Source organism: Mesorhizobium sp. M4B.F.Ca.ET.089.01.1.1, assembly GCF_004022605.1.
Classification (GTDB): domain Bacteria; phylum Pseudomonadota; class Alphaproteobacteria; order Rhizobiales; family Rhizobiaceae; genus Mesorhizobium; species Mesorhizobium abyssinicae.
This window is the reverse complement of sequence record NZ_RZOS01000027.1, coordinates 1-21,029: the sequence shown is the minus strand read 5'-3', so window position 1 is coordinate 21,029 and position 21,029 is coordinate 1. Positions and strand designations below refer to the sequence as shown.

The 21,029-nt window shown below is 63.7% G+C and carries 22 protein-coding genes and 1 tRNA gene; 11 read left to right on the top strand and 12 right to left on the bottom strand.

The annotated features are described in order from the left end of the window. The first annotated feature begins 100 nt into the window (after window positions 1–100). Window positions 101–976 carry a FecR domain-containing protein gene (locus tag EN780_RS04970; RefSeq protein WP_128272412.1) on the top strand — a complete coding sequence of 292 codons (876 nt, stop codon included), beginning with the start codon at window positions 101–103 and terminating at the stop codon, window positions 974–976. Window positions 977–1,131: 155 nt separating this feature from the next. On the opposite strand, the gene EN780_RS04965 is transcribed toward EN780_RS04970, so the two are convergent. From EN780_RS04965 to EN780_RS04950, 4 genes are all read right to left on the bottom strand, one after another. Further along, a complete protein-coding gene (locus EN780_RS04965; RefSeq protein ID WP_128272410.1) occupies window positions 1,132–3,336 on the bottom strand; it encodes an adenylate/guanylate cyclase domain-containing protein in 2,205 nt (734 codons plus the stop codon). 713 nt (window positions 3,337–4,049) lie between these two features. Beyond that, on the bottom strand, window positions 4,050–4,346 hold the full coding sequence (locus EN780_RS04960) for a DUF982 domain-containing protein (RefSeq protein ID WP_127285545.1): 297 nt from the start codon (window positions 4,344–4,346) through the stop codon (window positions 4,050–4,052). Between the two features lie 113 nt (window positions 4,347–4,459). Further along, window positions 4,460–4,696: a hypothetical protein gene (locus EN780_RS04955; RefSeq protein WP_127285546.1), complete on the bottom strand. Its 237-nt coding sequence runs from the start codon at window positions 4,694–4,696 to the stop codon at window positions 4,460–4,462. Between the two features lie 115 nt (window positions 4,697–4,811). Next, window positions 4,812–5,198 (bottom strand): hypothetical protein, encoded by a 387-nt coding sequence (locus EN780_RS04950; protein WP_245478495.1) that lies wholly within the window; start codon window positions 5,196–5,198, stop codon window positions 4,812–4,814. Window positions 5,199–5,434: 236 nt separating this feature from the next. On the opposite strand from EN780_RS04950, the gene map reads away from it, so the two are divergent. The 9 genes from map to EN780_RS04905 all read left to right on the top strand — a co-directional run bounded on the left by map (window position 5,435) and on the right by EN780_RS04905 (window position 13,357). Continuing rightward, window positions 5,435–6,262: a type I methionyl aminopeptidase gene (gene map, locus EN780_RS04945; protein WP_128272408.1), complete on the top strand. Its 828-nt coding sequence runs from the start codon at window positions 5,435–5,437 to the stop codon at window positions 6,260–6,262. A 132-nt stretch (window positions 6,263–6,394) separates the two neighbouring features. Further along, entirely contained in the window at window positions 6,395–7,165 is a 771-nt protein-coding gene (gene radC / locus EN780_RS04940) for a DNA repair protein RadC (protein ID WP_128272406.1), read from the top strand. A 142-nt stretch (window positions 7,166–7,307) separates the two neighbouring features. Next, window positions 7,308–8,072, top strand: a complete 765-nt coding sequence (locus tag EN780_RS04935; protein ID WP_348631239.1) for a TIGR01458 family HAD-type hydrolase — start codon at window positions 7,308–7,310, stop codon at window positions 8,070–8,072. A gap of 154 nt (window positions 8,073–8,226) precedes the next feature. Further along, the gene (locus tag EN780_RS04930; RefSeq protein WP_127284343.1) at window positions 8,227–9,099 is read left to right on the top strand and encodes a cytochrome c oxidase subunit II; all 873 of its coding nucleotides are present in this window, start codon (window positions 8,227–8,229) and stop codon (window positions 9,097–9,099) included. A 21-nt stretch (window positions 9,100–9,120) separates the two neighbouring features. Further along, window positions 9,121–10,890 (top strand): cytochrome c oxidase subunit I, encoded by a 1,770-nt coding sequence (locus tag EN780_RS04925; RefSeq protein ID WP_128272402.1) that lies wholly within the window; start codon window positions 9,121–9,123, stop codon window positions 10,888–10,890. Then, window positions 10,887–11,591 carry a cytochrome c oxidase subunit 3 gene (locus EN780_RS04920; protein WP_128272400.1) on the top strand — a complete coding sequence of 235 codons (705 nt, stop codon included), beginning with the start codon at window positions 10,887–10,889 and terminating at the stop codon, window positions 11,589–11,591. The genes EN780_RS04925 and EN780_RS04920 overlap by 4 nt, the downstream gene beginning before the upstream one ends. 11 nt (window positions 11,592–11,602) lie before the next feature. Beyond that, window positions 11,603–12,325 (top strand): heme-copper oxidase subunit III family protein, encoded by a 723-nt coding sequence (locus tag EN780_RS04915; protein ID WP_127284346.1) that lies wholly within the window; start codon window positions 11,603–11,605, stop codon window positions 12,323–12,325. Between the two features lie 26 nt (window positions 12,326–12,351). Further along, window positions 12,352–12,750, top strand: coding sequence for a cytochrome C oxidase subunit IV family protein (locus EN780_RS04910; RefSeq protein ID WP_127392867.1), 399 nt, complete (start codon window positions 12,352–12,354; stop codon window positions 12,748–12,750). Window positions 12,751–12,883: 133 nt separating this feature from the next. Then, window positions 12,884–13,357 (top strand): aminoacyl-tRNA deacylase, encoded by a 474-nt coding sequence (locus EN780_RS04905; protein ID WP_127284348.1) that lies wholly within the window; start codon window positions 12,884–12,886, stop codon window positions 13,355–13,357. Between the two features lie 58 nt (window positions 13,358–13,415). On the opposite strand, the gene EN780_RS04900 is transcribed toward EN780_RS04905, so the two are convergent. The 4 genes from EN780_RS04900 to tig all read right to left on the bottom strand — a co-directional run bounded on the left by EN780_RS04900 (window position 13,416) and on the right by tig (window position 17,690). Beyond that, entirely contained in the window at window positions 13,416–14,234 is an 819-nt protein-coding gene (locus tag EN780_RS04900) for a DUF2189 domain-containing protein (RefSeq protein WP_127284349.1), read from the bottom strand. 346 nt (window positions 14,235–14,580) lie between these two features. Beyond that, window positions 14,581–15,510 carry a heme o synthase gene (locus EN780_RS04895; protein ID WP_128272398.1) on the bottom strand — a complete coding sequence of 310 codons (930 nt, stop codon included), beginning with the start codon at window positions 15,508–15,510 and terminating at the stop codon, window positions 14,581–14,583. Window positions 15,511–15,543: 33 nt separating this feature from the next. After that, entirely contained in the window at window positions 15,544–15,924 is a 381-nt protein-coding gene (locus EN780_RS04890; protein ID WP_128272396.1) for a cytochrome c family protein, read from the bottom strand. Between the two features lie 275 nt (window positions 15,925–16,199). Then, a complete protein-coding gene (gene tig, locus EN780_RS04885; RefSeq protein ID WP_128272420.1) occupies window positions 16,200–17,690 on the bottom strand; it encodes a trigger factor in 1,491 nt (496 codons plus the stop codon). Between the two features lie 341 nt (window positions 17,691–18,031). On the opposite strand from tig, the gene EN780_RS04880 reads away from it, so the two are divergent. Next, window positions 18,032–18,114, top strand: a tRNA-Leu gene (locus tag EN780_RS04880). A gap of 32 nt (window positions 18,115–18,146) precedes the next feature. On the opposite strand, the gene EN780_RS04875 is transcribed toward EN780_RS04880, so the two are convergent. The 4 genes from EN780_RS04875 to EN780_RS04865 all read right to left on the bottom strand — a co-directional run. Continuing rightward, window positions 18,147–19,196: an aromatic amino acid lyase gene (locus EN780_RS04875; RefSeq protein WP_245499878.1), complete on the bottom strand. Its 1,050-nt coding sequence runs from the start codon at window positions 19,194–19,196 to the stop codon at window positions 18,147–18,149. A gap of 11 nt (window positions 19,197–19,207) precedes the next feature. Further along, a complete protein-coding gene (locus EN780_RS40420) occupies window positions 19,208–19,522 on the bottom strand; it encodes an aromatic amino acid lyase (protein ID WP_245499877.1) in 315 nt (104 codons plus the stop codon). A gap of 54 nt (window positions 19,523–19,576) precedes the next feature. Continuing rightward, complete coding sequence (locus EN780_RS04870) at window positions 19,577–20,161, bottom strand: GDYXXLXY domain-containing protein (RefSeq protein ID WP_127309821.1); 585 nt, start codon at window positions 20,159–20,161, stop codon at window positions 19,577–19,579. Then, on the bottom strand, window positions 20,158–21,029 hold an 872-nt coding region (locus EN780_RS04865; RefSeq protein WP_128272394.1), incomplete at its 5' end, for a DUF2157 domain-containing protein. The genes EN780_RS04870 and EN780_RS04865, both read right to left, overlap by 4 nt.

Sequence of the window (21,029 nt, the reverse complement as noted above, 5' to 3'; positions counted from 1 at the left end):
CAGGTGGGATTGTGGCTCTGCCCTACTCCATTTGAGGTATGCCCTGACGTAAGGACAGCCTTTTGCGCATGTGCTAATAAGCCATGGCAGGAGGGATGCCATGCCGTCCTTGAGGTGGGCTGCTATTGTCGCGCTTGCCGCGACGCTCAGCAATACGACACCGATAGCCGCCGCCGAAACAGTCGGCAAGGCCGTCGTGATCAAGACTGCCGTCACCGGCGCAACCGGACCGCTGGTGGTCAGCGCGCCCGTTCATCGGGACGAACGTATCAAGACATCCAATACCGGGCTTGGCCAATTCGTGTTCCTGGATGGCACCAAACTGGCTGTAGGGTGGGGCTCTTCCGTCGTCATCGACAAGTACGTCTTCAACGATGATAATTCGGTGAAGAACCTTACTATCCGCGCCGCCAAGGGAACGTTTCGCTGGATAAGCGGAAGCTCGTCCTCGTCCGCCTACCAGATCGTCACGCCCGCAGGCACGATAGGCGTGCGGGGAACAGCATTCGATGTTCACATCGCGCCCAACGGCAAAACCGCCGTCGTGCTCCTGAAGGGGTCGGCTCGATTCTGCAGCGGTGGCGGATGCAGGGAACTGAAACAGCGCTGCGATTGTGTGGTCGCCTCGCCATCAGGCGCAATGAGCGACGTTACCAAGGTCAATCGCTCCGTGCTCACCGCACTCGGCACCCAGCGGGCGTTGCCGTTTCTGACCGGCACTCAGCAGCTCTCGGGAGGCTTCGGTACCGGCGGAAATTGCGGGCTTGCGGCCGCCATTCAGCAGGAGCATACGCCGCGGCCGCAGCAGCAACGGGCGCCCAGTCCACCCAGTCCGGGCACACCCAATCCGCCGGATCCGCCCGACCCGCCGGCCCCGCCAACGGATGACGGCAACAACGGTCATGGAAATGACCCGGGCAAGCACGACCCCAGCAATCCCGGAAAATCCTACGGTCCTGGCCGAAAATACGGATAGGGCAAGCGCAACAGACAGCCGCTCTTTTTCCTGGCGCGTCCTGTGCTCGGCTTCGCTGGCCGGTCGGGTCTGAGTGCTTCTAGATCGGTGTGGCCGAAATCATTGCCCTTGAAGAGCAGCGAGCGCGGCGGTGAACTGCCGTGTCCAAATGCAGGTCAGGAGTTGGAGCCGAATTGTTGCTCCGCATAGCCGGCATTCGCTTCCACCGCCGCTCCCGCCCGTTTGGCAAGAAAATCATCCGCTCTGCGCGATATCCTGCCATAGAAGTCCTGCAAGCTCGCCGGCAGGCCCGCGGCCCTGGCTTTGGCCGCCGCGATGATCTTTCGGCTGCCTGGCGAGCGCGAACGCAACGCCTCGATGAGCTTGCCGTGCAGAAGCCGCAATTCCGCAAAATCCGGCGACGAGGCAACACTTCCATCGCCGACGATGGCATTGATTCTCGTCCTCGCCCTTTTTCCCTTGAGCTCCAGCGATCCCGCGTCGAGGAAAGCCCAGCCTGGCAGCGATCTTACGGTGTCGTCGGACGCGAGGATGTCGAAGCTCACCGTCTTGCACACCGTCTCGATACGCGCTGCGGTGTTCACTGCGTCGCCCACCGCCGAATAGTTGAATCGCGACTCGGCACCCATGTTTCCCACGCAGGCGACGCCGGTATGGATTCCGATGCCGATGCGAACCGTCTGCTCGGCCCCGAATCCGAATGCGTCGCTTTCGTTGAGGCGAGCAATCGTCTCGCGCATGGCCAATGCCGCGCGAACGGCTTTGGCGGGATGATCGGCGACATCGATCGGGGCATTCCAAAAGGCCATGATCGAATCGCCGATGAACTTGTCGAGTGTGCCTTCGTTGGCGGTGACATGACGGCTGAGCGCGTCGAGAAGCGTGTTCAGAAACCCCACGACGGCGGTGGGCGGCAGTCTTTCGCTGATCTCGGTGAAGTTGCGTACATCGACAAACATCACGGTCAGCTCGCGGTCGTCGCCGCCAAGACGAAGCGCGTCGCGGGTGTGCTCGATACGGTAGAGCAGCGATGGCGACAAATATTGACCGAAGGCCCGCCGGATAGCGCGCCGCTCCCGGTCAGTCACCAGGAAGCGGAAAGAGGTGGTCGCGAAATGCGTCATCGAGCCCATGACGATTGGCGCAAACGGGTCGAACAGCAGTCCCGCAAGCGAAAAGGCAAGCCATGATGCAACGAGCGCCATGCCGGTGATCGCCAGGCCGCAGGCGAGAGCAATCGCAGGGCTCACGAAAATCGTGAGAAGCACCAGAAGGCTGCCCAGCATCGCGATCGACGCGATTTCCAGCCCGTTTGCCCAGTCGGGCCGCGACAGATAGTGGCCGGACAGCACCTGTTCAACCATCTGCGCGTGGAGCGAGACGCCCGGCACGTTCTCACCGAGCGCCGTGACACGAATATCCTGCAGCCCGGCGGAGGAAGTGCCGACAAACACGATGTTGCCTTCGATCGCGGCCCTTGTTTGGGGCGAGACGCCATTGGGTGCAAGCACGTCCTTCGCCGAAACATACCGTTCCGCCCTGTCGGGGCTGACATAGAGCCAGAGTTCGCCTGCCGAGGTCACCGGGATAACGAAGTCGCCGATCTTGACGGAGGTCATTATGCCCTGCCCCTCGGGCGCGCCGGCAATCAGATAGGTGGAGGCGCCCTGCGCTACCCTCATGGCTTCGAGAGCAAGACCCGGATAAAGCTGCTCGCCATCACTCAGAAAGAGTGGAGCTGTCCTCACCACAGCGGTCGATTTGCCTGGATTGAGGCTGATATGTCCGATGCCGGCGGCATTGGCCTCAAGCTGCGGCCGCAGCGGTGTGGCTGCCTTGATATGGGGAGGAGCATCGACCGGGCTCTCGCCGGTAAAGGCAATGCCAGCCTTCACCTGCGGGTGATAGGTCCCTTCGTTGGAGATGCCGTAACCCAGGACAACCGGCTTGCCGGCGATCGACCGGGCGAAGATCTCGTCGTTGTCGGGCAGGCGATCGAGCAGGGCAGGATCGATGCCTGGCACGTCGCGGACAACAGTGCGAGGCGACAGACGATCGGGCTCGGCGAAAAGGATGTCGAATGCGACGACTGCCGCGCCAAGCTCCGCCAGTTTATCGACCAGGGCGGCCATGCGATCCCTGGGCCACGGCCACTGCCCGAACTGCCGCAACGAAGCCTCGTCTATGTCGACCACGCGGACGGGCATCGCCTCGAAGCTGCGAGGTGCCAGCCGCTGATATTGGTCGAAAGTCGCTTCGCGGGCGAGTCTCAACGGCTGCGGGTCGCTCGCCCGGACAATGGTCAGCGCCGCTACCAGCGACAGGCCCAGGACGACGCCGGCCAACTGAGCGCGTGTCATGACCTCTGCACCAGTTGCTGAGCCGCGTCCTGCATGGTCCCGCCGGGAAGTAGCTTCTCGAACCCCAGGCTAGGCTGCATTGTTCCCGGCGAAAGCGCAATCGCTAACCCTACCGCCCTAAGGAGTAGTGCAGTTCTGGCGCTGGCGACTTGCGTAGCCACGACGAACCCAACCGCCGAAAACGCGAGATCGCGCCTCGGACAGAAACGCGCTGTTAAGGCCGTTCGCGGGTGACAGGAGTCGGCCTCCGCTCGAAAGTGTAAAGTTCGGCCTGCTCTCAGCCGTGGAGGCGGGAATGCATTTGCTTCGGATGGCACTCCTGTGCGCGGCCATTGTCGGCTTGGCAGGGCCGCTGGCCGTTGGCGCTGAGGAGCAGCCTGCTCCGCCGAACGGGCAAGCGGTGCCAGAGCAGCCGTCAGTTCATTGCGAGGGGCAAAATTGCCCGCCCCCGGCCGAGGACCCTGTCCTGGAGTGCAAGGGGCAAGACTGCGCGCCGGCTCCAGCGACGGACCAGACGCCAGCTCCGGAGATTGAACAGGTCAAGTGAGCAAGCATCAGCCGGAACCTGGAACAGGCAGTCGAGCGACGTCGACCGAATGGGCACAAGGTGCCTGCGCTTTCGCGAGGCGCCTGGAGGGCTTCAGGGTTGGGACGGCGACAAGCCGGACCTGAAATTCAGCCGCTAGATGCCGGCAAAGGCGGACGATGCGAGCTTAGGCCCGCAGTCCCCTCGCCTCGCCGCCGCGCTTACCGGGAACCATCATGTCCCTGGCGAGCAGGCCGCTGACGCGGCAGAACGCCATGAACGCGCGGCAGGCATCCTCGGTCTTGACCACGTCCACCGTGGCGCCGAAGCAGGCATTGAAGGCGGCCTCATGGACCTTGCCCTGGCGGCGGGCCGGCCAGGCCTGCAGGAAATCCAGCGCCTGCTCGACGCCGTAGATCTCCTCGACCGGCAGGCCGGGCGCCGGGGTAATGCGCACCGGCACCTCGAATTGCAATCTGTCCATTCCAAGTCTCCCCGACCGGTGCTGTCACGGCACCGGCGTTCGTCCTGAAAAATCGCTTTGGCCGGGCTTTTGACTCAGGAATGTGTCCTGAGTGCGGTAAGCCCGGCCTGCGCTCATTGGTTGGCCGGATCGGTCTCTGCCTCGAAAGCCATGCGGCTGACGAAGAACAGGGCGTAGGCCGAGGGCACGGCGAAAATGGCGCCGAGCACCATCGCCGCTGTTCCCGCCATGCCGAGCGTCTCGGCGACCGCCCAAAAAACGGTTCCGATGCAGATGATCACCTGGACCGAGAGAAACAGCGCGGCCGAGACACCGCGCGTCAGTGTCTTGAATGTCTTGATGCGTTGCATTGAATATGTTTCCGAAAATGGCGCGCCACGCGGCGACGGACGGCCAACGGCCGCCGCGCGGTTCGCGACGCGAAAAGTGGGGAATGGTTGAAGGTGCGGTCTGGGACCGCTCAATTCAAGCGAAAGGCGGCGCGCGCGGCTGGTTGGTGCTCGCCTGCCGGGCGGAGGTGGCGGCTGGAGCGGCCGCCGCCTGGATCGGCGAAACCTGGTCGACGAGGAGTGCAAGGGTCGCCGGCGCAAGCGCGCCATTGGCGCTGCCCAGGAACTTGACCGGCAGCGCCCGGCCGGCGCGGATTTCGAGCGCCTGCGTCTTGCCGGTGATGCGCAGCAGCGCGACCTGGTCGCCCTGCCGCGCCACGCTGATGCCGGCGCCGCCCGAAGCGGCAGCGCTGATCGCCTGTTGCTGGGCGAGACCGAGCAGCGACACCAGCAGCAGGGCCATCAGCCCCGAGCAGGCCGCCCTGATCGCCGACAGCGATGAGTTTGCGCGCGCGTACGCCATCAAGTCTCCAACTCTTCCCTTCGCCTACCCCGTCGAGCTGCAAAAGGAAAGCGCTGCGCCGACCCGGGCGCCGGACCAGGCGGCGGCTTGGACATCCTCCGTAGAGGCCAAATAGAGCGGGCTTAAGTCCGTCAGCGGCAGTTCGTCCTTGAACCTTGCGGCTTCCGGTGCCAAATCTGGGAAGATTTTCGCGACGGCTCGCATCAGGAGCCAACCCACCCGGTAAACGGACGTAAATGGTCACCTATCTCGACGCCGCCACGGCACCGCTCAGAAACACCGGCCAGATCCGCCTCTATGGCGAGGAAGGCTTTGCCGGCATGCGCAAGGCCTGCGAACTGACGGCACGTTGCCTCGACGAGCTGGTGCCGATGGTCGCGCCCGGCGTCACCACCGAGACGATCGACCGCTTCGTCTACGAGTTCGGCATGGATCATGGCGCGCTGCCGGCGACGCTCAACTATCGCGGCTACACAAAATCGTCCTGCACCTCGATCAACCACGTCGTCTGCCACGGCATTCCCGACAACAAGCCGCTGAAGGATGGCGACATCGTCAACATCGACGTCACCTACATCCTCGACGGCTGGCACGGCGATTCCTCGCGCATGTACCCGGTGGGCACCATCAAGCGCGCCGCCGAGCGCCTGCTCGAGGTCACCCACGAGTGCCTGATGCGCGGCATCGCCGCGATCAGGCCCGGCGCCCGCACCGGCGCCATCGGCGCCGCCATCCAGACCTATGCCGAGGCAGAGCGCTGCTCGGTGGTGCGCGATTTCTGCGGCCACGGCGTCGGCCAGCTCTTCCACGACGCGCCCAACATCCTGCACTACGGCACTGCCACCGAGGGCGTCGAGATGCGGCCGGGCATGATCTTCACCGTCGAGCCGATGATCAACCTCGGCCGCCCGCATGTGAAGGTGCTGTCGGACGGCTGGACCGCGGTGACGCGCGACCGCTCGCTGTCGGCGCAGTACGAGCACACGATCGGCGTCACCGACACCGGCTGCGAGATCTTCACGCTCTCGCCGAAAAAACTCGACCGCCCCGGCCTGCCGGCCTAGAGCCCGTTTCCATCCAGATGAATCGGGATGGGCCCCTATCTTTTTGTTTGAGCATGATCTTTCCCGAAAACCGGTTTCCACTTTTCGGGATCATGCTCTAATCTCCCTCAAAGCCTTCGGGGTATGGCGGGTATGGGAAAAACCGGCGACGACGAGCGGGGATTTTTCTCCGAGCGGTGGATCGAACCGCCGGCCGGCAAAGCGACGGCCGAAAAGAAGGCGACACCAGAACAGCCGCACTATCATGGCCATCGCGACCGTTTGCGCGAGCGTTTCGTCGCGGGCGGTCCCGACGCCCTCCCCGACTACGAACTTCTCGAACTGCTGCTCTTCCGGCTGATCCCGCGCGTCGACACCAAGCCGATCGCCAAGGCGCTGCTGGCGCGCTTCGGCACCTTCGCCGAAGTGCTCGGCGCGCCGGTCAACCTGCTGCAGGAGGTGAAGGGCATCGGCCCCTCGGTGGCAGTCGACTTGAAGGTGATCGCTGCTTCGGCGCAGCGCATGGCGCGCGGCGAGGTGCGCGGCCGCGAAATCGTCGCGAACTGGACGCAGCTTCTCGACTATTGCCGCTCCTCCATGGCCTTCGAGAACCGCGAGCAGTTTCGCGTGCTGTTCCTCGACAAGAAGAACGGGCTGATCGCCGACGAGGTGCAGCAGGTCGGCACCGTCGACCACACGCCGGTCTATCCGCGCGAGGTGGTCAAGCGCGCGCTGGAGCTTTCGGCCAGCGCCATCATCCTGGTGCACAACCATCCGTCCGGCGACCCGACCCCGTCGCGCGCGGACATCGAGATGACCAAGCAGATCATCGACACCGCAAAGCCGCTCGGCATCGCCGTCCACGACCACCTCATCATCGGCAGGAAAGGCAATGCGAGTATGAAGGGGTTGCTGCTGATCTGAGCTCGGTGTCAATCTCCGCCCCGCGCCGGCGACATGGCTCGACGAAAGCACAAGTAGCAGGACCGCTCTTCGCCGCAACCTCGTTCCTTTCGCATTTGACGCATAGCGGACTACTCGTCATGCTGAACCGATGACAAGGGGCGTGCTGTTGGACCTTGCAGGCGTCATCTATGATGGCGGGACCGCCATACCGGGCGGCGTCGACGCTGTCGCTCGATTGCGCCGGGCTGGCCTTTCCATACGCTTCGTCAGCAACACCACGCGCTCGTCGAAGCAACGGGTTCTCGACCATCTCGCGGCGATTGGCTTGATCGCGGCCAAGGCGGACGTCTTCACGCCGGCGCAGGCCGCGCGCGAATGGCTGCTTCGCAACGGCCGCGCGCCATATCTTTTGGTCCACCCCGGTCTCGAGCCGGACTTTCACGAACTGCCAAGTCGCGACAAGCGCGCCGTCATCATCGGCGATGCCGGCGAGACCTTGACCTATGCGGTGCTGAACGACGCCTTCCGCGAATTGACCGCGGGGGCCGAACTGCTGGCTCTCGCCACCAACCGGACATTTCGCGATGCCGATGGCGGGCTCAGCCTCGATGCAGGTCCGTTCGTGGCGGCGCTGGAATTTGCCTCGCTGAAACGAGCCACCGTTCTCGGCAAACCGTCACCGGCATTCTTTCTCTCGGCGCTGGCCTCGATGAACTGCCCGCCGGAAAAGGCGATCATGGTCGGCGACGACGCCGAGGCCGACATAGCCGGCGCGCTCCGCGCGGGGCTTTCGGGCGCCCTGCTGGTGCGCACCGGCAAATATCGCCGCGGCGACGAAAAGCGGTTCGACCCGCCGCCGACCGCGACCGTCGCAGATCTCGCGGCGGCGGCCGACTGGATCATCGCGCGCTCCGGTCCGGACTGAAATCCAGCCGCCGCGACCGCAGGACGCGCCAGTTTGTCCACATATATTTCCTACCCATAGTCGGCTCTGGAATTTCAACCGCAAATCACGCTATGATGATCTTGGCACTCGCCGGGACGGCTCCGCGCCCCCTCGATTGCCGGGAGGACGGGACATGGCCATTGCGCTTGTACTCGTTTTGGTTGTTGTGGGCTCGGTGCTGTTTCACTTCCTGAGCCCATGGTGGTGGACGCCGATTGCCTCGAACTGGGACTATATCGACCACACCATCATCATAACCTTCTGGATCACCGGCGTCGTCTTCGCCGCCGTGGTGCTTTTCATGGCCTATTGCGTGTTCCGCTTCCGTCATCGGGAGGGCAGCCGCGCCGCCTATGAACCGGAGAACAAGCGCCTCGAATGGTGGCTGACGGTCATCACCGGGGTCGGCGTCACCGCTCTCCTGGTGCCCGGCCTGTTCGTCTGGAGCCGCTTCGTCAATGTCCCGAGCGACGCGACCGAGGTCGAAGTCATCGGCCAGCAATGGCAATGGAGCTTCCGCTTGCCCGGCAAGGACGGCAAGCTCGGCACCTCGGACACCCGCGACATAACGGCTGAAAATCCGCTCGGCGTCATCCCCGGCGATCCCAACGGCCAGGACGATGTTGTGGTCGAGGCCGCCGATCTGCACCTGCCCATCGGCAAGCCGGTCAAGATGGTGCTGCGCTCGGTCGACGTGCTGCACGATTTCTACATACCGGAATTCCGCGCCAAGATGGACATGATCCCGGGCTCGGTCACCTATTTCTGGTTCACGCCGACCAGGACCGGAACCTTCCAGGTCCTGTGCGCGGAACTCTGCGGCCAGGGCCACCCGCTGATGCACGGCGTGGTCATGGTCGACACCGAACAGGACTACCTGGCCTGGCTGGGCCAGCAGCAGACTTTCGCGCAACTGTCGGCGCCCCAGAAGACGGGCTCGGCCGACCAGGCGACGGCGTCTGGTCTGAACGTTGCGGCCAAGCTCGAAACTGTCGAGGCTCGCTGAACAGGGCACGGAGGTGCCGCCATGGTCGATATCACGCCTGCAGATGCCGTCCCGCCCGCCGAAGTCGCGGAAATGGAGCTCTACCATCCGCACAGTTGGTGGACGAAATACGTCTTCTCGCAGGACGCCAAGGTCATCGCCATCCAGTATTCGGCGACGGCAACGGCGATCGGCTTCGTCGCGCTCAGCCTGTCCTGGCTGATGCGGCTGCAGCTCGGCTTCCCTGGGACCTTCGACTTCATCACCCCCGAGGCCTATTACCAGTTCATCACCATGCACGGCATGATCATGGTGATCTACCTGCTCACTGCGCTCTTCCTCGGCGGCTTCGGCAACTACCTGATCCCGCTGATGGTCGGCGCGCGCGACATGGTCTTTCCCTATGTCAACATGCTGAGCTACTGGATCTACCTGCTGGCCGTGCTGGTTCTGGTGTCGAGCTTCTTTGCGCCTGGCGGACCGACCGGCGCCGGCTGGACGCTCTACCCGCCGCAGGCCATCATGACCGGCACGCCCGGCGGCCAGGACTGGGGCATCATCCTGATGCTCGCTTCGCTCATCCTGTTCATCATCGGCTTCACCATGGGCGGCCTGAACTATGTCGTGACGGTGCTGCAGGCGCGCACCCGCGGCATGACGATGATGCGCCTGCCGCTCACCGTCTGGGGCATCTTCACCGCCACCGTCATGGCGCTGCTCGCCTTTCCCGCGCTGTTCGTCGCCTGCGTCATGATGCTGCTCGACCGCGTGCTCGGCACCTCCTTCTTCATGCCGGCGATCGTCGAGATGGGCGAACAACTGCAGCACAATGGCGGCAGCCCGATCCTGTTCCAGCATCTGTTCTGGTTCTTCGGTCACCCCGAGGTCTACATCGTCGCGCTGCCGGCCTTCGGCATCGTCTCCGACCTGATCAGCACCCATGCGCGCAAGAACATCTTCGGCTATCGCATGATGGTCTGGGCCATTGTCGGCATCGGCGCGCTGAGCTTCGTGGTCTGGGCGCACCACATGTATGTCAGCGGCATGCATCCCTATTTCGGTTTCTTCTTCGCCACCACCACCCTGATCATCGCCATCCCGACCGCCATCAAGGTCTATAACTGGGTGCTGACGCTGTGGCGCGGCGACATCCATCTCACCATACCGATGCTGTTCGCGCTCGCCTTCATCGTCACCTTCGTCAATGGTGGGCTGACCGGCCTGTTCCTCGGCAACGTCGTCGTCGACGTGCCGCTGTCGGACACCATGTTCGTCGTCGCCCATTTCCACATGGTCATGGGCGTCGCCCCAATCCTGGTGATCCTGGGCGCGATCTACCACTGGTATCCGAAAGTCACTGGCCGCATGCTCGACGAGACGCTCGGCCGGTTCCATTTCTGGGTGACCTTCCTTGGCGCCTATCTGATCTTCTTCCCCATGCACTATCTCGGCCTGATCGGCATTCCGCGGCGCTACGCGGAGCTGACCGACATGACGATCATGACGGAGTCGGCCCATCATCTGAATTCGTTCATCTCGATCATGGCCTTCATCGTCGGCTTCGCCCAGATGGTGTTCCTGTTCAACCTGATCTGGAGCATCCGCCATGGCCGCGAGGCTGGCGGCAATCCATGGCGGGCGACGACGCTGGAATGGCAGACGCCGCAGACGCCGCCGACTCACGGCAATTTCGGCAAGGAGCTGCCGATCGTCTATCGCTGGGCTTATGACTACAGCGTGCCGGGTGCCAAGGAGGACTTCATTCCGCAGAACGTGCCGGGCAATTTCGGCCTCTCCAAGGAGCCGGCATGAGCGTCATCCTGGTCTTCCTGGCTGTGATTGCCGGCTTTGCCGGCTGGTGGCTTTCGCACCAGCGGCTGACCGCCAAGCCGTGGCTGGAGCAAGGCCTGGCCGGCGATTTCGTCGGCCTCGACCGGTCGGCCTTGCCCACCGCCAAGATCGGCCTCGGCGTCTTCCTCGCCGTGGTCGGCTGCCTGTTCTCGCTGTTCACCAGCGCCTATTTCATGCGCATGGGCCTGTCGGACTGGCGGCCGCTGCCTTTGCCGCGCCTGCTCTGGCTGAACACCGGCGTGCTCCTGCTGAGCAGCATCGCGCTGCAATGCGCCGTGGTCGCCGCGCGCAAGGGCCAGATCGACAATGTCCGGCTCGGCCTTGCCACGGCCGGTTTCACTTCTTTCGCCTTCCTGATCGGACAGTTAATGGCGTGGCGGCAATTGACCGAGGACGGCTACCTGCTGGCTGCCAACCCGGCCAACAGCTTCTTCTATCTGATCACCGGAATGCATGGCCTGCACATACTGGGCGGCCTGATCGGTCTCGGCAGGACCAGCGTCGGCGCCTGGAACGGCTCGCGGCCTGAGCGGCTGCGCCTCGGCGTCGAACTCTGCGCCATGTACTGGCATTTCCTGCTTTTCGTCTGGCTCTGCATCTTCGCCCTTCTGGCCGGCTGGGCCGCCACATTCATCGACATTTGCCGTGGGCTGCTGACCTGAGGAGGCAGGGTATGTCCGAGACGACTCTGACGCATAGCGGCCAAACGGCGCCAAGGCCGGCCGGCTTGAAAGGCATTGCCGCCGACTGGGCCTCGGACCAGCGCGCGTTCAAGAACGTGTCCTGGGGCAAGGCCATGATGTGGATCTTCCTGCTCAGCGACACCTTCATCTTCGGCTGCTTCCTGCTCTCCTACATGACCGCGCGCATATCGACGCGCGTGCCGTGGCCGAACCCAAGCGAGGTCTTTGCGCTGCGCATCGGCGGCCAGGAGATCCCCCTGATCCTGATCGCCATCATGACCTTCGTGCTGATCTCGAGCAGCGGCACGATGGCCATGGCGGTCAATTTCGGCTACCGCCACGACCGCCGCAAGACCGCGATCCTGATGCTTTTGACCGCGGCGCTCGGTGCGACCTTCGTCGGCATGCAGGCCTTCGAATGGACCAAGCTGATCACCGAGGGCGTGCGGCCCTGGGGCAACCCATGGGGCGCCGCGCAGTTCGGTTCTTGCTTCTTCATGATCACCGGTTTCCACGGCACGCATGTGACCATCGGCGTGATCTTCCTGATCATCGTGGCGCGCAAGGTCTGGCGTGGCGACTACGATGTCGGACGGCCCGGCTTCTTCACCAGCCGCAGGGGCCGCTACGAGAATGTCGAGATCATGGGTCTGTACTGGCACTTCGTCGACCTGGTCTGGGTCTTCATTTTCGCCTTCTTCTATCTTTGGTGAGAGGCAGGCTTTGGTGAGAGGAAGCTATGGCTGAAGCAACCGCAAACGGCCTCGGGCAACACGCACTGCACGGCGACCACGCGCATGACGCTGCGACGGTCGCCGTGGCCGAGGCGCATCAGGAACATCCGATCAAGCTCTATCTGGTGGTCTGGGTGTGGCTGTTCATCCTCAGCACCTGCTCCTACCTGGTCGACTATTTCGGCCTGCACGGCTATCTCAGATGGTCGTTGATCCTGATCTTCATGATGCTCAAGGCCGGGCTGATCGTCGCTGTCTTCATGCACATGGCCTGGGAAAGGCTGGCGCTGGCCTATGCGATCATCCTGCCGCCGATATTGGTGCTGGTGTTCACGATGATGATGGTCTTCGAGTCCGACTACACGCTTTTCACCCGCATCACGTTTTTCGGTGCCGGACCCTGACGCTCAGCCGGAGTTGCTGGACGGCCGCCTCGCCTTGAAACAATGGATGGCTGAGCCATCTTTGTCGGCATCGGAAACGGTGGGAGACCGCCGTCATTTCAATGCGTCACAACTCAAGACAAGAGGCGCCAAAATGACGATCGCGAACAAACTCAAGCATTTCATCGATGGCAAGGGAGTTTTCTACGACACCGTCGAGCATCACCGCACTTCCACCAGCCGGCAATCGGCCATAGCCGCCCATGTGCCAGGCAGCATCATGGCCAAATCGGTGGTCGTTCACCATGAGCTCGGCTATGCGCTGGCCGTGGTCCCGAGCACCCACAGGATCGAGCTCGGCACCTTGCAAAGCATCATGGATAAGCGGCTCGGGCTCGCTTCCGAAGACGAGGTGGTCTCGCTCTTCGGCGATTGCGACGTGGGCGCCGTCCCGCCGATCGGCGCCGCCTATGACGTGCCGGTGATCCTCGACGAAAGCCTCGGCGCCGCCGACGACATCTATTTCGAGGGCGGCGACCACAGGACGCTGGTGCATGTCAGCGGCAAGGACTTTCGCAACCTGACCACGGATGCGCGCCAGGCCCGCTTCAGCCATCCGGCCTACTGAGAAATCGAGAGAACTACCGAGAGATAGGGGCCGCGCCGAAACGGCGCGGCCCCAAAGCTCAACCTGCCGGCTTGGCCGAAGGCGGCGGTTCCACCACCTTGCGGTAGACATGCCAGGTGGCATGGCCGAGGATCGGCAGCACCACCGCCAGCCCGGCGAACACCGGTATCGAGCCGATGATCAGCGCGACGGCGACGATCAGCCCCCAGACCGCCATGACGACCGGGTTCGCCATCACAACGCGCACCGAGGTGTGGATGGCTTCGTAGGCGCCGACATCGCGGTCGAGCAGCAGCGGGAAGGCGACCACTGTCGTGCACAACACCACCACGGCAAAGACGAAGCCGATGGCGTGACCAAGCACGATCAGCGTCCAGCCGCGTCCGGTGGCGAATATCTCATTGATGAAGCCGGACAGCGATGCAGGCGGCGCCGGACCGAAAAGCTGCACGTAGAATGCCTGGGCGGTCAAAAGCCAGGCGATGAAGATTGCAAACAGCATGATCCCGACTGCGGCGATCGACGGCAAGGCGGGAGAGTTCTTGACCTCGAAGGCATGGCTCCAGGAGGCATCGATGCCAGCCTCCCGTCGGCGGCTGATCTCGTAGAGGCCGATTGCCGCGAACGGGCCGAGCAGCGCGAAGCCGGAGACCAGCGGGAACAGCAGCGGCAACGCATTGGCGCCCGACGTCCAGGCGGCGAGAACCACGCCCACCAGCGGATAGATCAGGCAGAGGAACACGATATGCGAGGGCTTGACCATGAAATCGTCGACGCCGCGTCTGAGAGCGTCGAAAAGATCGGAAACGCCGATTTTTCGAATTCTTGTATGCTCCAGCGTTTCGCTGGCACCTGCAATCACGTGAAAGCTCGCCATGAACCATTCCTCCAGATCAGGTCCGGCAAGGTCGCGGTTTCATGGTGCGATCGATCTGCGTGATTGGTCACGCCAACCGCGACCTGCACCGCAATCACCATACTCTCTTGCGCGGGACTTGTCGCCCTTTGTCGGCTAGGGTTCCCGCGGTCGTCAGCCATAAGCTGGTTCAAAAACACCTTTTTCGCTATTCTCTACCGGGTCGAAGGTGAAGGTCATGGACACGCGGACGCTTCTCATACTCGGCCTCGGGATACTCATTCTGTTGCTGCTGGGTTTTTTCGCGCTGCCGGCGTAACGTCGCCGGCAGTCATCCCCGCCCGCGACTGAGGCTGATGCCATCGGTTCAGAATGAACCGATCGCGCGCGCGACAATGGTATCGGCGAGCAGCGTGGCGAAGATCGCGAAGAGATAGGCGATCGAAAAGGCAAACAGCGCCTTCGCCGGCCTCATCTCCTTGTCGGGCGCGACCAGCACCTTCCAGGCATGCCAGATGAAGCCGACGCCCAACGTGGCTGCGACTGCCCCGTAGAAGCCGCTGGCGAAACCGAAGGGCCAGGGCAGCACGCCGATCGGCGCCAGGATGAGCGCATAGGCGAAGATCTGCCTGCGGGTCGACGCCTCGCCCGCCACGTTCGGCATCATCGGAATGCCGGCGGCGGCGTAGTCACCGACCTTGAACAAGGCCAGCGCCCAGAAGTGCGGTGGCGTCCACAGGAAGATGATCAGGAACAGGATGGAGCTTTCGATCCCGACGGCGCCGGTGGCCGCCGCCCAGCCGATGACCGGCGGAAGCGCCCCCGCCGCGCCGCCTATGACGATGTTCTGCGGCGTCGAGCGCTTCAGCCACATCGTGTAGATGACGACGTAGAAGAAGATGGTGAAGGCAAGCAGCAACGCGGCGAGCCAGCCGACCAGCACGCCGAGCGTCATCACCGAAAGCGCCGAAAGCACCAGGCCGAAACCGAGGGCCTCGCCAGGGCTGACGCTGCCGGTCGGCACCGGCCGCTTTGCGGTGCGCGACATCAGTGCGTCGATATCGGCGTCGTACCACATGTTGAGCGCGCCCGCCGCCCCTGCCCCGATGGCGATCGCCGCTATCGCGATCACCGCGATGACCGGGTTCATCGCGCCGGGCGCCGTCATCAGGCCGACGAAAGCGGTGAAGACGGCAAGCGCCATGACGCGCGGCTTGAGCAGTGCGAAGAAATCGGCGGCCGTCGCTTCCGAGAGGCGAATGCCGGTGTCCTCGAGGCGGCTTTCCCTAGTCGACATTGCAGGCGACCACCGATGGAGGCAGGAGAATGACTATTGCGAGAATTGCTTGAGGTAGGCGATGACGTTGGCCACGTCCTGGTCGTTCTTGAGACCGGCAAACGCCATCTTGGTCCCTTTGACCATGGCCTTGGGATCGTGAAGATAGGTCGTCAGCGTCGGCTCGTCCCATTTGACACCGGACTTGCCGGCATCGATCATCGCCTGGGAGTAGGTGAAATCAGGATGCGTGCCCGCCGTGCGGCCAATGACGCCATGCAATGACGGCCCGATCTTGTTCTTGTCCTCGTCCGCGATGTGGCAGACCTTGCATTTGACGAAAACCTTCTCACCCGCCGCGGCGTCCTGCGCCTGCGAGGAATGCGCGGTGAAGGCTGTTACGGACATGGCTGCAATAAATGCGATGGCGCGCATATGGCACTTCCTCCCTGGTCGTCATCCTTGCCTTGGACGATTTACGCAGCCGCTCACGTCGGCTTGCGCCCCTAGATGGCAAGTACGGAATATCCGCACTGCCGCAGTGGAATTGCGGCACCTACATACCACGGATTCCAGCCGGCGGATAGAAAAAGCCAGAGATTGCGAAGGTTTAGAGCGCGCGCTCAGAGCGGCTCGGCGCACCGACCAGACAGCCACAACGAAAAAGGCCGCCCGAGGGCGGCCTTTCGCGATTGAACAAAGTGCACCGGTTATTCGGCGTCCTTGGCCGCCTTCTTCTTCGGCGCGGCCTTCTTCTTGGGCTCCTCGGCGTCGTCGCCGGCCTTGGCTTCACTTGCCTTGGCTTCGGCCTTCTTCGACGCGGCCTTCTTCGCCGGCGTCGCCTTGGTCGCAGTCTCGCCCTCTTCGTCGTCGGCCATCAGCTCTTCCTTGCTGACCTTGACGTCGGTGACCGAAATCTGGCCGAGCAGATGGTCGACCACCTTCTCCTCGAACATCGGCGCGCGCAGCGTGTTCAGCGCGTCCGGATTGCTGCGGTAGAATTCGAAGGCTTCCTGCTGCTGGTTGGCCGGGAAGCGGCGAACCTGCTCGAACAGACCGCGCTGCAGCTCCTCGTCCGAAACGGTGACGCCCGCCTTCTCGCCGATCTCGGCGAGCACCAGACCGAGGCGCACGCGGCGTTCGGCCAGGCGCATATATTCGGCGCGCGCCTCTTCCTCCGTCGTCTCCTCGTCGGCGAAAGTGCGGCCGGCGGCTTCCAGATCGCGATTGACCTGGCTCCAGATGTTGTTGAACTCGGCCTCGACGAGCTTCGAGGGCGCCTCGAACGCGTAGGACGCGTCGAGCTGGTCGAGCAGCTGGCGCTTGACCTTCTGGCGCGTCATCGAGCCGAACTGGTTCTCGATCTGGCCGCGCACGATCTCGCGCAGGCGCTCCAGCGATTCCAGGCCAAGGTTCTTGGCGGTCTCGTCGTTGATCTCCAGTTCGCCGGGCTTGGCCACTTCCTTGACGGTGACGTCGAAGGTGGCTTCCTCGCCGGCCAGATGCGCTGCCTGGTAGTTTTCCGGGAAGGTGACGGTCACCTGCTTTTCGTCGCCGGCCTTGGCGCCGATCAGCTGGTCCTCGAAGCCCGGGATGAACTCCTTGGAGCCGAGCACCAGCGGCTGGTCGTTGCCGGCGCCGCCCGAGAAAGCCTCGCCGCCGATCTTGCCGACATAGTCGATCGTCACCCGGTCGCCCTCGGCGGCCTTGCCGGTCTTCGGCTCATAGCTGCGCGCCGATTCGGCGATGCGCTTGACCTGGTCGTCGATTTCCGTGTCCGGCACGTCGAACACCTGGCGCGTCACCTTGATGTCGGAAAAGTCCTTGATCTCGATCGCCGGGATGATCTCGTAGTTGAGACGGAACTCGAAATCGGCGCCGCCGGCCAGGATCTTCTCGGCCTCTTTCTCGTCCTCGGTCATGATCACTTCAGGCTGCATGGCGGCCTTCTCGCCGCGCCCGGAGATGATCGAACGGGTCGAATCGTTGAGGATCTCGTTGACCACTTCGGCCATGAACGACTTGCCGTAGACCTTGCGCAGGTGCTGCACCGGCACCTTGCCGGGACGGAAGCCGTTGATACGGACCTTGTTGCGGGCATCCGTCAGCCGCGCCATCAGCTTGGCTTCCATGTCACCGGCCGGCACGGTGATCTTGATCTCGCGCTTGAGACCGGAATTGAGCGTTTCGGTGACCTGCATCATAAAACCTTTGTTCTCACCCATGAGGCTGCCAGGCGGTTCATGCCGCTTACAGCCTGCCGGTATAATCTTGCCGGGAATGGCTTTTGGTACGGAAGCTGGCGGCTTGACCGCTAAAGCGGCTCAAATCCTTCCAAACTGCGTTCCAAGATGTGAATAAGTCTTTGTTTTTCCTACTTCTTATCACATTCTGCAGAAGCGGATCGTCGCGTCCCGTCACATTCGACACGCCTTTTGTCACACGCCGGCCTAATTTTCAACCATCTTCGCATTGTGGCGAATGACAGCCATTTGGGCTGCGACATTGACAGAATGATGGCTACATGGGATTGCCGGGCGGCGCGGGTATGGCGGAACTGGTAGACGCACCAGATTTAGGTTCTGGCGAGCAATCGTGGGGGTTCGAGTCCCTCTACCCGCACCATCCGCTTCGGCTGACAGACCGAGGCGCCGCGGCTATGCCTCGAAGACCTTGCCGGTAAACCATTCGCTCAATCTCGCCAGTTCCGGCCCCAGCACGCGGTCATCCCTGACGGGCGGCACGATGGCCCTGATGTCGGCAACGAAGGGCCGCAGCGCCGGCGGCGCCTCGCGCCCGGTGACGTAAAGCGCCTGCGAGGCGATCATCGCCAGCATCGCCATCGCCGCGTCCAGGCAGCGGCCGGCGGTCGCCTCCTTCGTCCAGGCGAGGAACGCCGTCGTCGCGACATCGTCCTGGCCGGCGCCGGCAGATTCCGTGCCCGGGATGAAGGTGCGTTGCGCCGCAAGCTTCGCCTGTTCCAGATAGCCGGTGATCGCCATCGGCACGTAGCCGACATTGCCGTGGCCGTCGCTGTCGGCCCAATGCCGGTCGGCCATCAGCAGGTCGGGAAGCAGCGAGACCTTGCCGTTCAGCAGCTTCGAGGCATGGCGGTCGCAGAGCAGACAGATGTCTGCCCAGATCGCCGCCAGATCGTCGAGCGCCGGCGTCGCCATCGCATTGTGATAGCCTCCGGTGCTGATGCAGCGCCCGAGCGGATGCGCCTCGTCCGGCGGGATATAGACCGGATTGTCCGAGATCGACGCCAGCGACACGGTCGCCGCCCGTTCCGCGCCGGACAGCGCGCGATGCGCCTGTCCCAGCACGCGCGGCACGATGCGGTAGCTGACGGGCGCCTGATAATTGCGCCGCCCGTCGCCGGCGCCGACGAGATGCTCCCTCAGCCCTTGCAGCGCCGCCGCTTCCTGCTCGTCGCCCCAAAGCCCGTCGAGCGCGGCATCGTAATGCTCGAGCGGAGCGCGAAACGCCTCGATCGACAGCGCGAACACCTTGTGCGCCATTTCAATGCGGCGACGCGCGGCGAGAGCGGCGTCGGCGGCCAGCGCCGCCGCGCAGGGCGAGCCGTTGATCAGCGATCCCCGCTCCTTGACCTCCAGGTCGAAGCGCGTCGAAAGCGCGGCGAACAGCGGATAGAGGGCCAGGATCTCGCCGGCGCCGCCCTGGCCCTGCGACGGCACGATCGGCATTGGCCCGCCGTCTAGCATGGCGGCGACGGCTTCAGCGATGCGCGGCGAGGTGGCGGCGTTGCCCTCGCGGCCGCGAACGCCTTGATGCGCGCGTGACGGTCCCGCTCGTCACGCTCGAGCTTACGGCTCGCCAGTTCGCCCATCGCGGTGGTGACGCCGTAGATGATCGGTGGCGGCTCGGATTCGATAAGTCGCAGGAACGAGGCGCGGCACGCGGCAATCCGCTGCATGGCCTTGTCGCTGATCCGCACCGGCTCCTTGCGCCAGGCGACACGAAAAACAGTGTCGAGGTTGATGTCGCCCCGCGCCGTCAGCTCAATCGTCATGCTTCACACAGTTCGGAGGGGATCATCAGGGTCACGCCGGGTGGCAATGCGGAGCTAGTAGAGCGGCTCCTCGAACAGCGTCTTGTCGCCGTCCATCAGCGCCTTGATCTGCGGGGTGCCGTCGCCGGCGATGGCGACACGGACGGCGAACGGCCGCACCCGCATGTCGTTCTGGATCGCCATGCCCTCGCCTTCCGGCAGATAGAAGCGCTCGATGCCGTAGTCCGGAGTGATCGATGCGCCCTCTTCGCGCAGGCCCCAACCGTCGTTGATATGTCCGACGATATCGGCTTCGTCCGCGGCGGCCGGCGCTGGCGCCGCGCCAAACCAGGCCGTTGTCGGTTGCCAATAGCCGTCTGCGCCCTTTTTCAGCCGGACCACGATCGAGGTGTCGTCGCTCACGAGTTTGTCAGCCGGGATGTTGGCTATCAGCTTTACCGGGATGCGCGATATCTCGTAGCCCAGGAAAATATAGTCGCCGCGCAAGAGGTCGCGCGGATCGATTGGCTCGACCTTCAAAAGCACCTGCTTGCCGTCGCGCAGGATCGCCGCCCGCCCGGCGATGATCCAGCCGAGGAAGCCGATCTGGACGAGCGCCAGCAGCAGCGCCGAGATGATCAGTCTTTTGCCGGTCATCATGCAAGGGCTCCTTCGCTGCGCGGCGTGTTCATGCGCTTTTCGACGCGGATGATGACCAGCGCCATTGTGCCGAGCAGCAGCGCGGCGGCCAGGAAGAAGCCGGCGGTGCCGAGCATCGACTGCAGCATCACCACGTAGATGATGGCGAGCTCGAAGGCGAAGCCGGCATAGGCGACCCAGCGCAGACCTCTGCTCTCGCGGCCGCCCAGCATGATCGCAGCGACGATTGCGGCGAGCGCCACCGCCGAGGCAATGGCGAAGGCGCCATTGTAGCTCGCCTCGTCGGCCAGTTCGAACTGGACCATCGCCATGCCGGTGAGGAAACCGATCAGCGCGTGCAGGGGCAGACGGCCGCCGAGTTGCACGATCCTGTCGACCGGCTCGGCGGCGAAGACCGCGGCTGCAAAAAGCAGCGCCGAAACGAGCGCCAGCGGAACCGACACCTGCAGCGTGTTGTGATCCATCGACAGCAGCACGAGATAGAACAGGACCGACAGGATGATCAGGTGCCGCGCCGCCTGGCTGCGGGTCCAGAACGAAATCGCGAACAGCACCAGCACAATGGCCGCGAAGAGATGGGGAAATTCCGAGCGCCGGAAAAAGCCGCCCCATTTGAGGAGCAGCCAGGCGTCGGCGATGCCGACGGAAACGACAGTGAGCGGGTTCGAGCGTAGCGCGACCGCTGCCAGCGCCGTGCCGGCGCCCCACGTGAGCAGCGCCGAGGCCTCGTCGCCGGTCAGATGATACATCTGGCCGATCAGCGCGATCGATCCGCCGAAGGCCGCCGCCGCCACGATCCACAGCGCCTCGCCTATGGCCGCGTGGTCGCGTGTCTTCAGCACCGCGCCGCCGACATAACCAGCCAGGA

What these genes read in the sequence shown, in the direction of transcription:
- EN780_RS04970 (WP_128272412.1), top strand. Translation starts at nt 101, where the DNA reads ATGCCGTCCTTGAGGTGGGCTGCTATTGTCGCGCTTGCCGCGACGCTC.
- EN780_RS04965 (WP_128272410.1), bottom strand. Translation starts at nt 3,336, where the DNA reads ATGACACGCGCTCAGTTGGCCGGCGTCGTCCTGGGCCTGTCGCTGGTA.
- EN780_RS04960 (WP_127285545.1), bottom strand. Translation starts at nt 4,346, where the DNA reads ATGGACAGATTGCAATTCGAGGTGCCGGTGCGCATTACCCCGGCGCCC.
- EN780_RS04955 (WP_127285546.1), bottom strand. Translation starts at nt 4,696, where the DNA reads ATGCAACGCATCAAGACATTCAAGACACTGACGCGCGGTGTCTCGGCC.
- EN780_RS04950 (WP_245478495.1), bottom strand. Translation starts at nt 5,198, where the DNA reads ATGGCGTACGCGCGCGCAAACTCATCGCTGTCGGCGATCAGGGCGGCC.
- map (WP_128272408.1), top strand. Translation starts at nt 5,435, where the DNA reads ATGGTCACCTATCTCGACGCCGCCACGGCACCGCTCAGAAACACCGGC.
- radC (WP_128272406.1), top strand. Translation starts at nt 6,395, where the DNA reads ATGGGAAAAACCGGCGACGACGAGCGGGGATTTTTCTCCGAGCGGTGG.
- EN780_RS04930 (WP_127284343.1), top strand. Translation starts at nt 8,227, where the DNA reads ATGGCCATTGCGCTTGTACTCGTTTTGGTTGTTGTGGGCTCGGTGCTG.
- EN780_RS04925 (WP_128272402.1), top strand. Translation starts at nt 9,121, where the DNA reads ATGGTCGATATCACGCCTGCAGATGCCGTCCCGCCCGCCGAAGTCGCG.
- EN780_RS04920 (WP_128272400.1), top strand. Translation starts at nt 10,887, where the DNA reads ATGAGCGTCATCCTGGTCTTCCTGGCTGTGATTGCCGGCTTTGCCGGC.
- EN780_RS04915 (WP_127284346.1), top strand. Translation starts at nt 11,603, where the DNA reads ATGTCCGAGACGACTCTGACGCATAGCGGCCAAACGGCGCCAAGGCCG.
- EN780_RS04910 (WP_127392867.1), top strand. Translation starts at nt 12,352, where the DNA reads ATGGCTGAAGCAACCGCAAACGGCCTCGGGCAACACGCACTGCACGGC.
- EN780_RS04905 (WP_127284348.1), top strand. Translation starts at nt 12,884, where the DNA reads ATGACGATCGCGAACAAACTCAAGCATTTCATCGATGGCAAGGGAGTT.
- EN780_RS04900 (WP_127284349.1), bottom strand. Translation starts at nt 14,234, where the DNA reads ATGGCGAGCTTTCACGTGATTGCAGGTGCCAGCGAAACGCTGGAGCAT.
- EN780_RS04895 (WP_128272398.1), bottom strand. Translation starts at nt 15,510, where the DNA reads ATGTCGACTAGGGAAAGCCGCCTCGAGGACACCGGCATTCGCCTCTCG.
- EN780_RS04890 (WP_128272396.1), bottom strand. Translation starts at nt 15,924, where the DNA reads ATGCGCGCCATCGCATTTATTGCAGCCATGTCCGTAACAGCCTTCACC.
- tig (WP_128272420.1), bottom strand. Translation starts at nt 17,690, where the DNA reads ATGCAGGTCACCGAAACGCTCAATTCCGGTCTCAAGCGCGAGATCAAG.
- EN780_RS04875 (WP_245499878.1), bottom strand. Translation starts at nt 19,196, where the DNA reads ATGCCGATCGTGCCGTCGCAGGGCCAGGGCGGCGCCGGCGAGATCCTG.
- EN780_RS40420 (WP_245499877.1), bottom strand. Translation starts at nt 19,522, where the DNA reads ATGACGATTGAGCTGACGGCGCGGGGCGACATCAACCTCGACACTGTT.
- EN780_RS04870 (WP_127309821.1), bottom strand. Translation starts at nt 20,161, where the DNA reads ATGATGACCGGCAAAAGACTGATCATCTCGGCGCTGCTGCTGGCGCTC.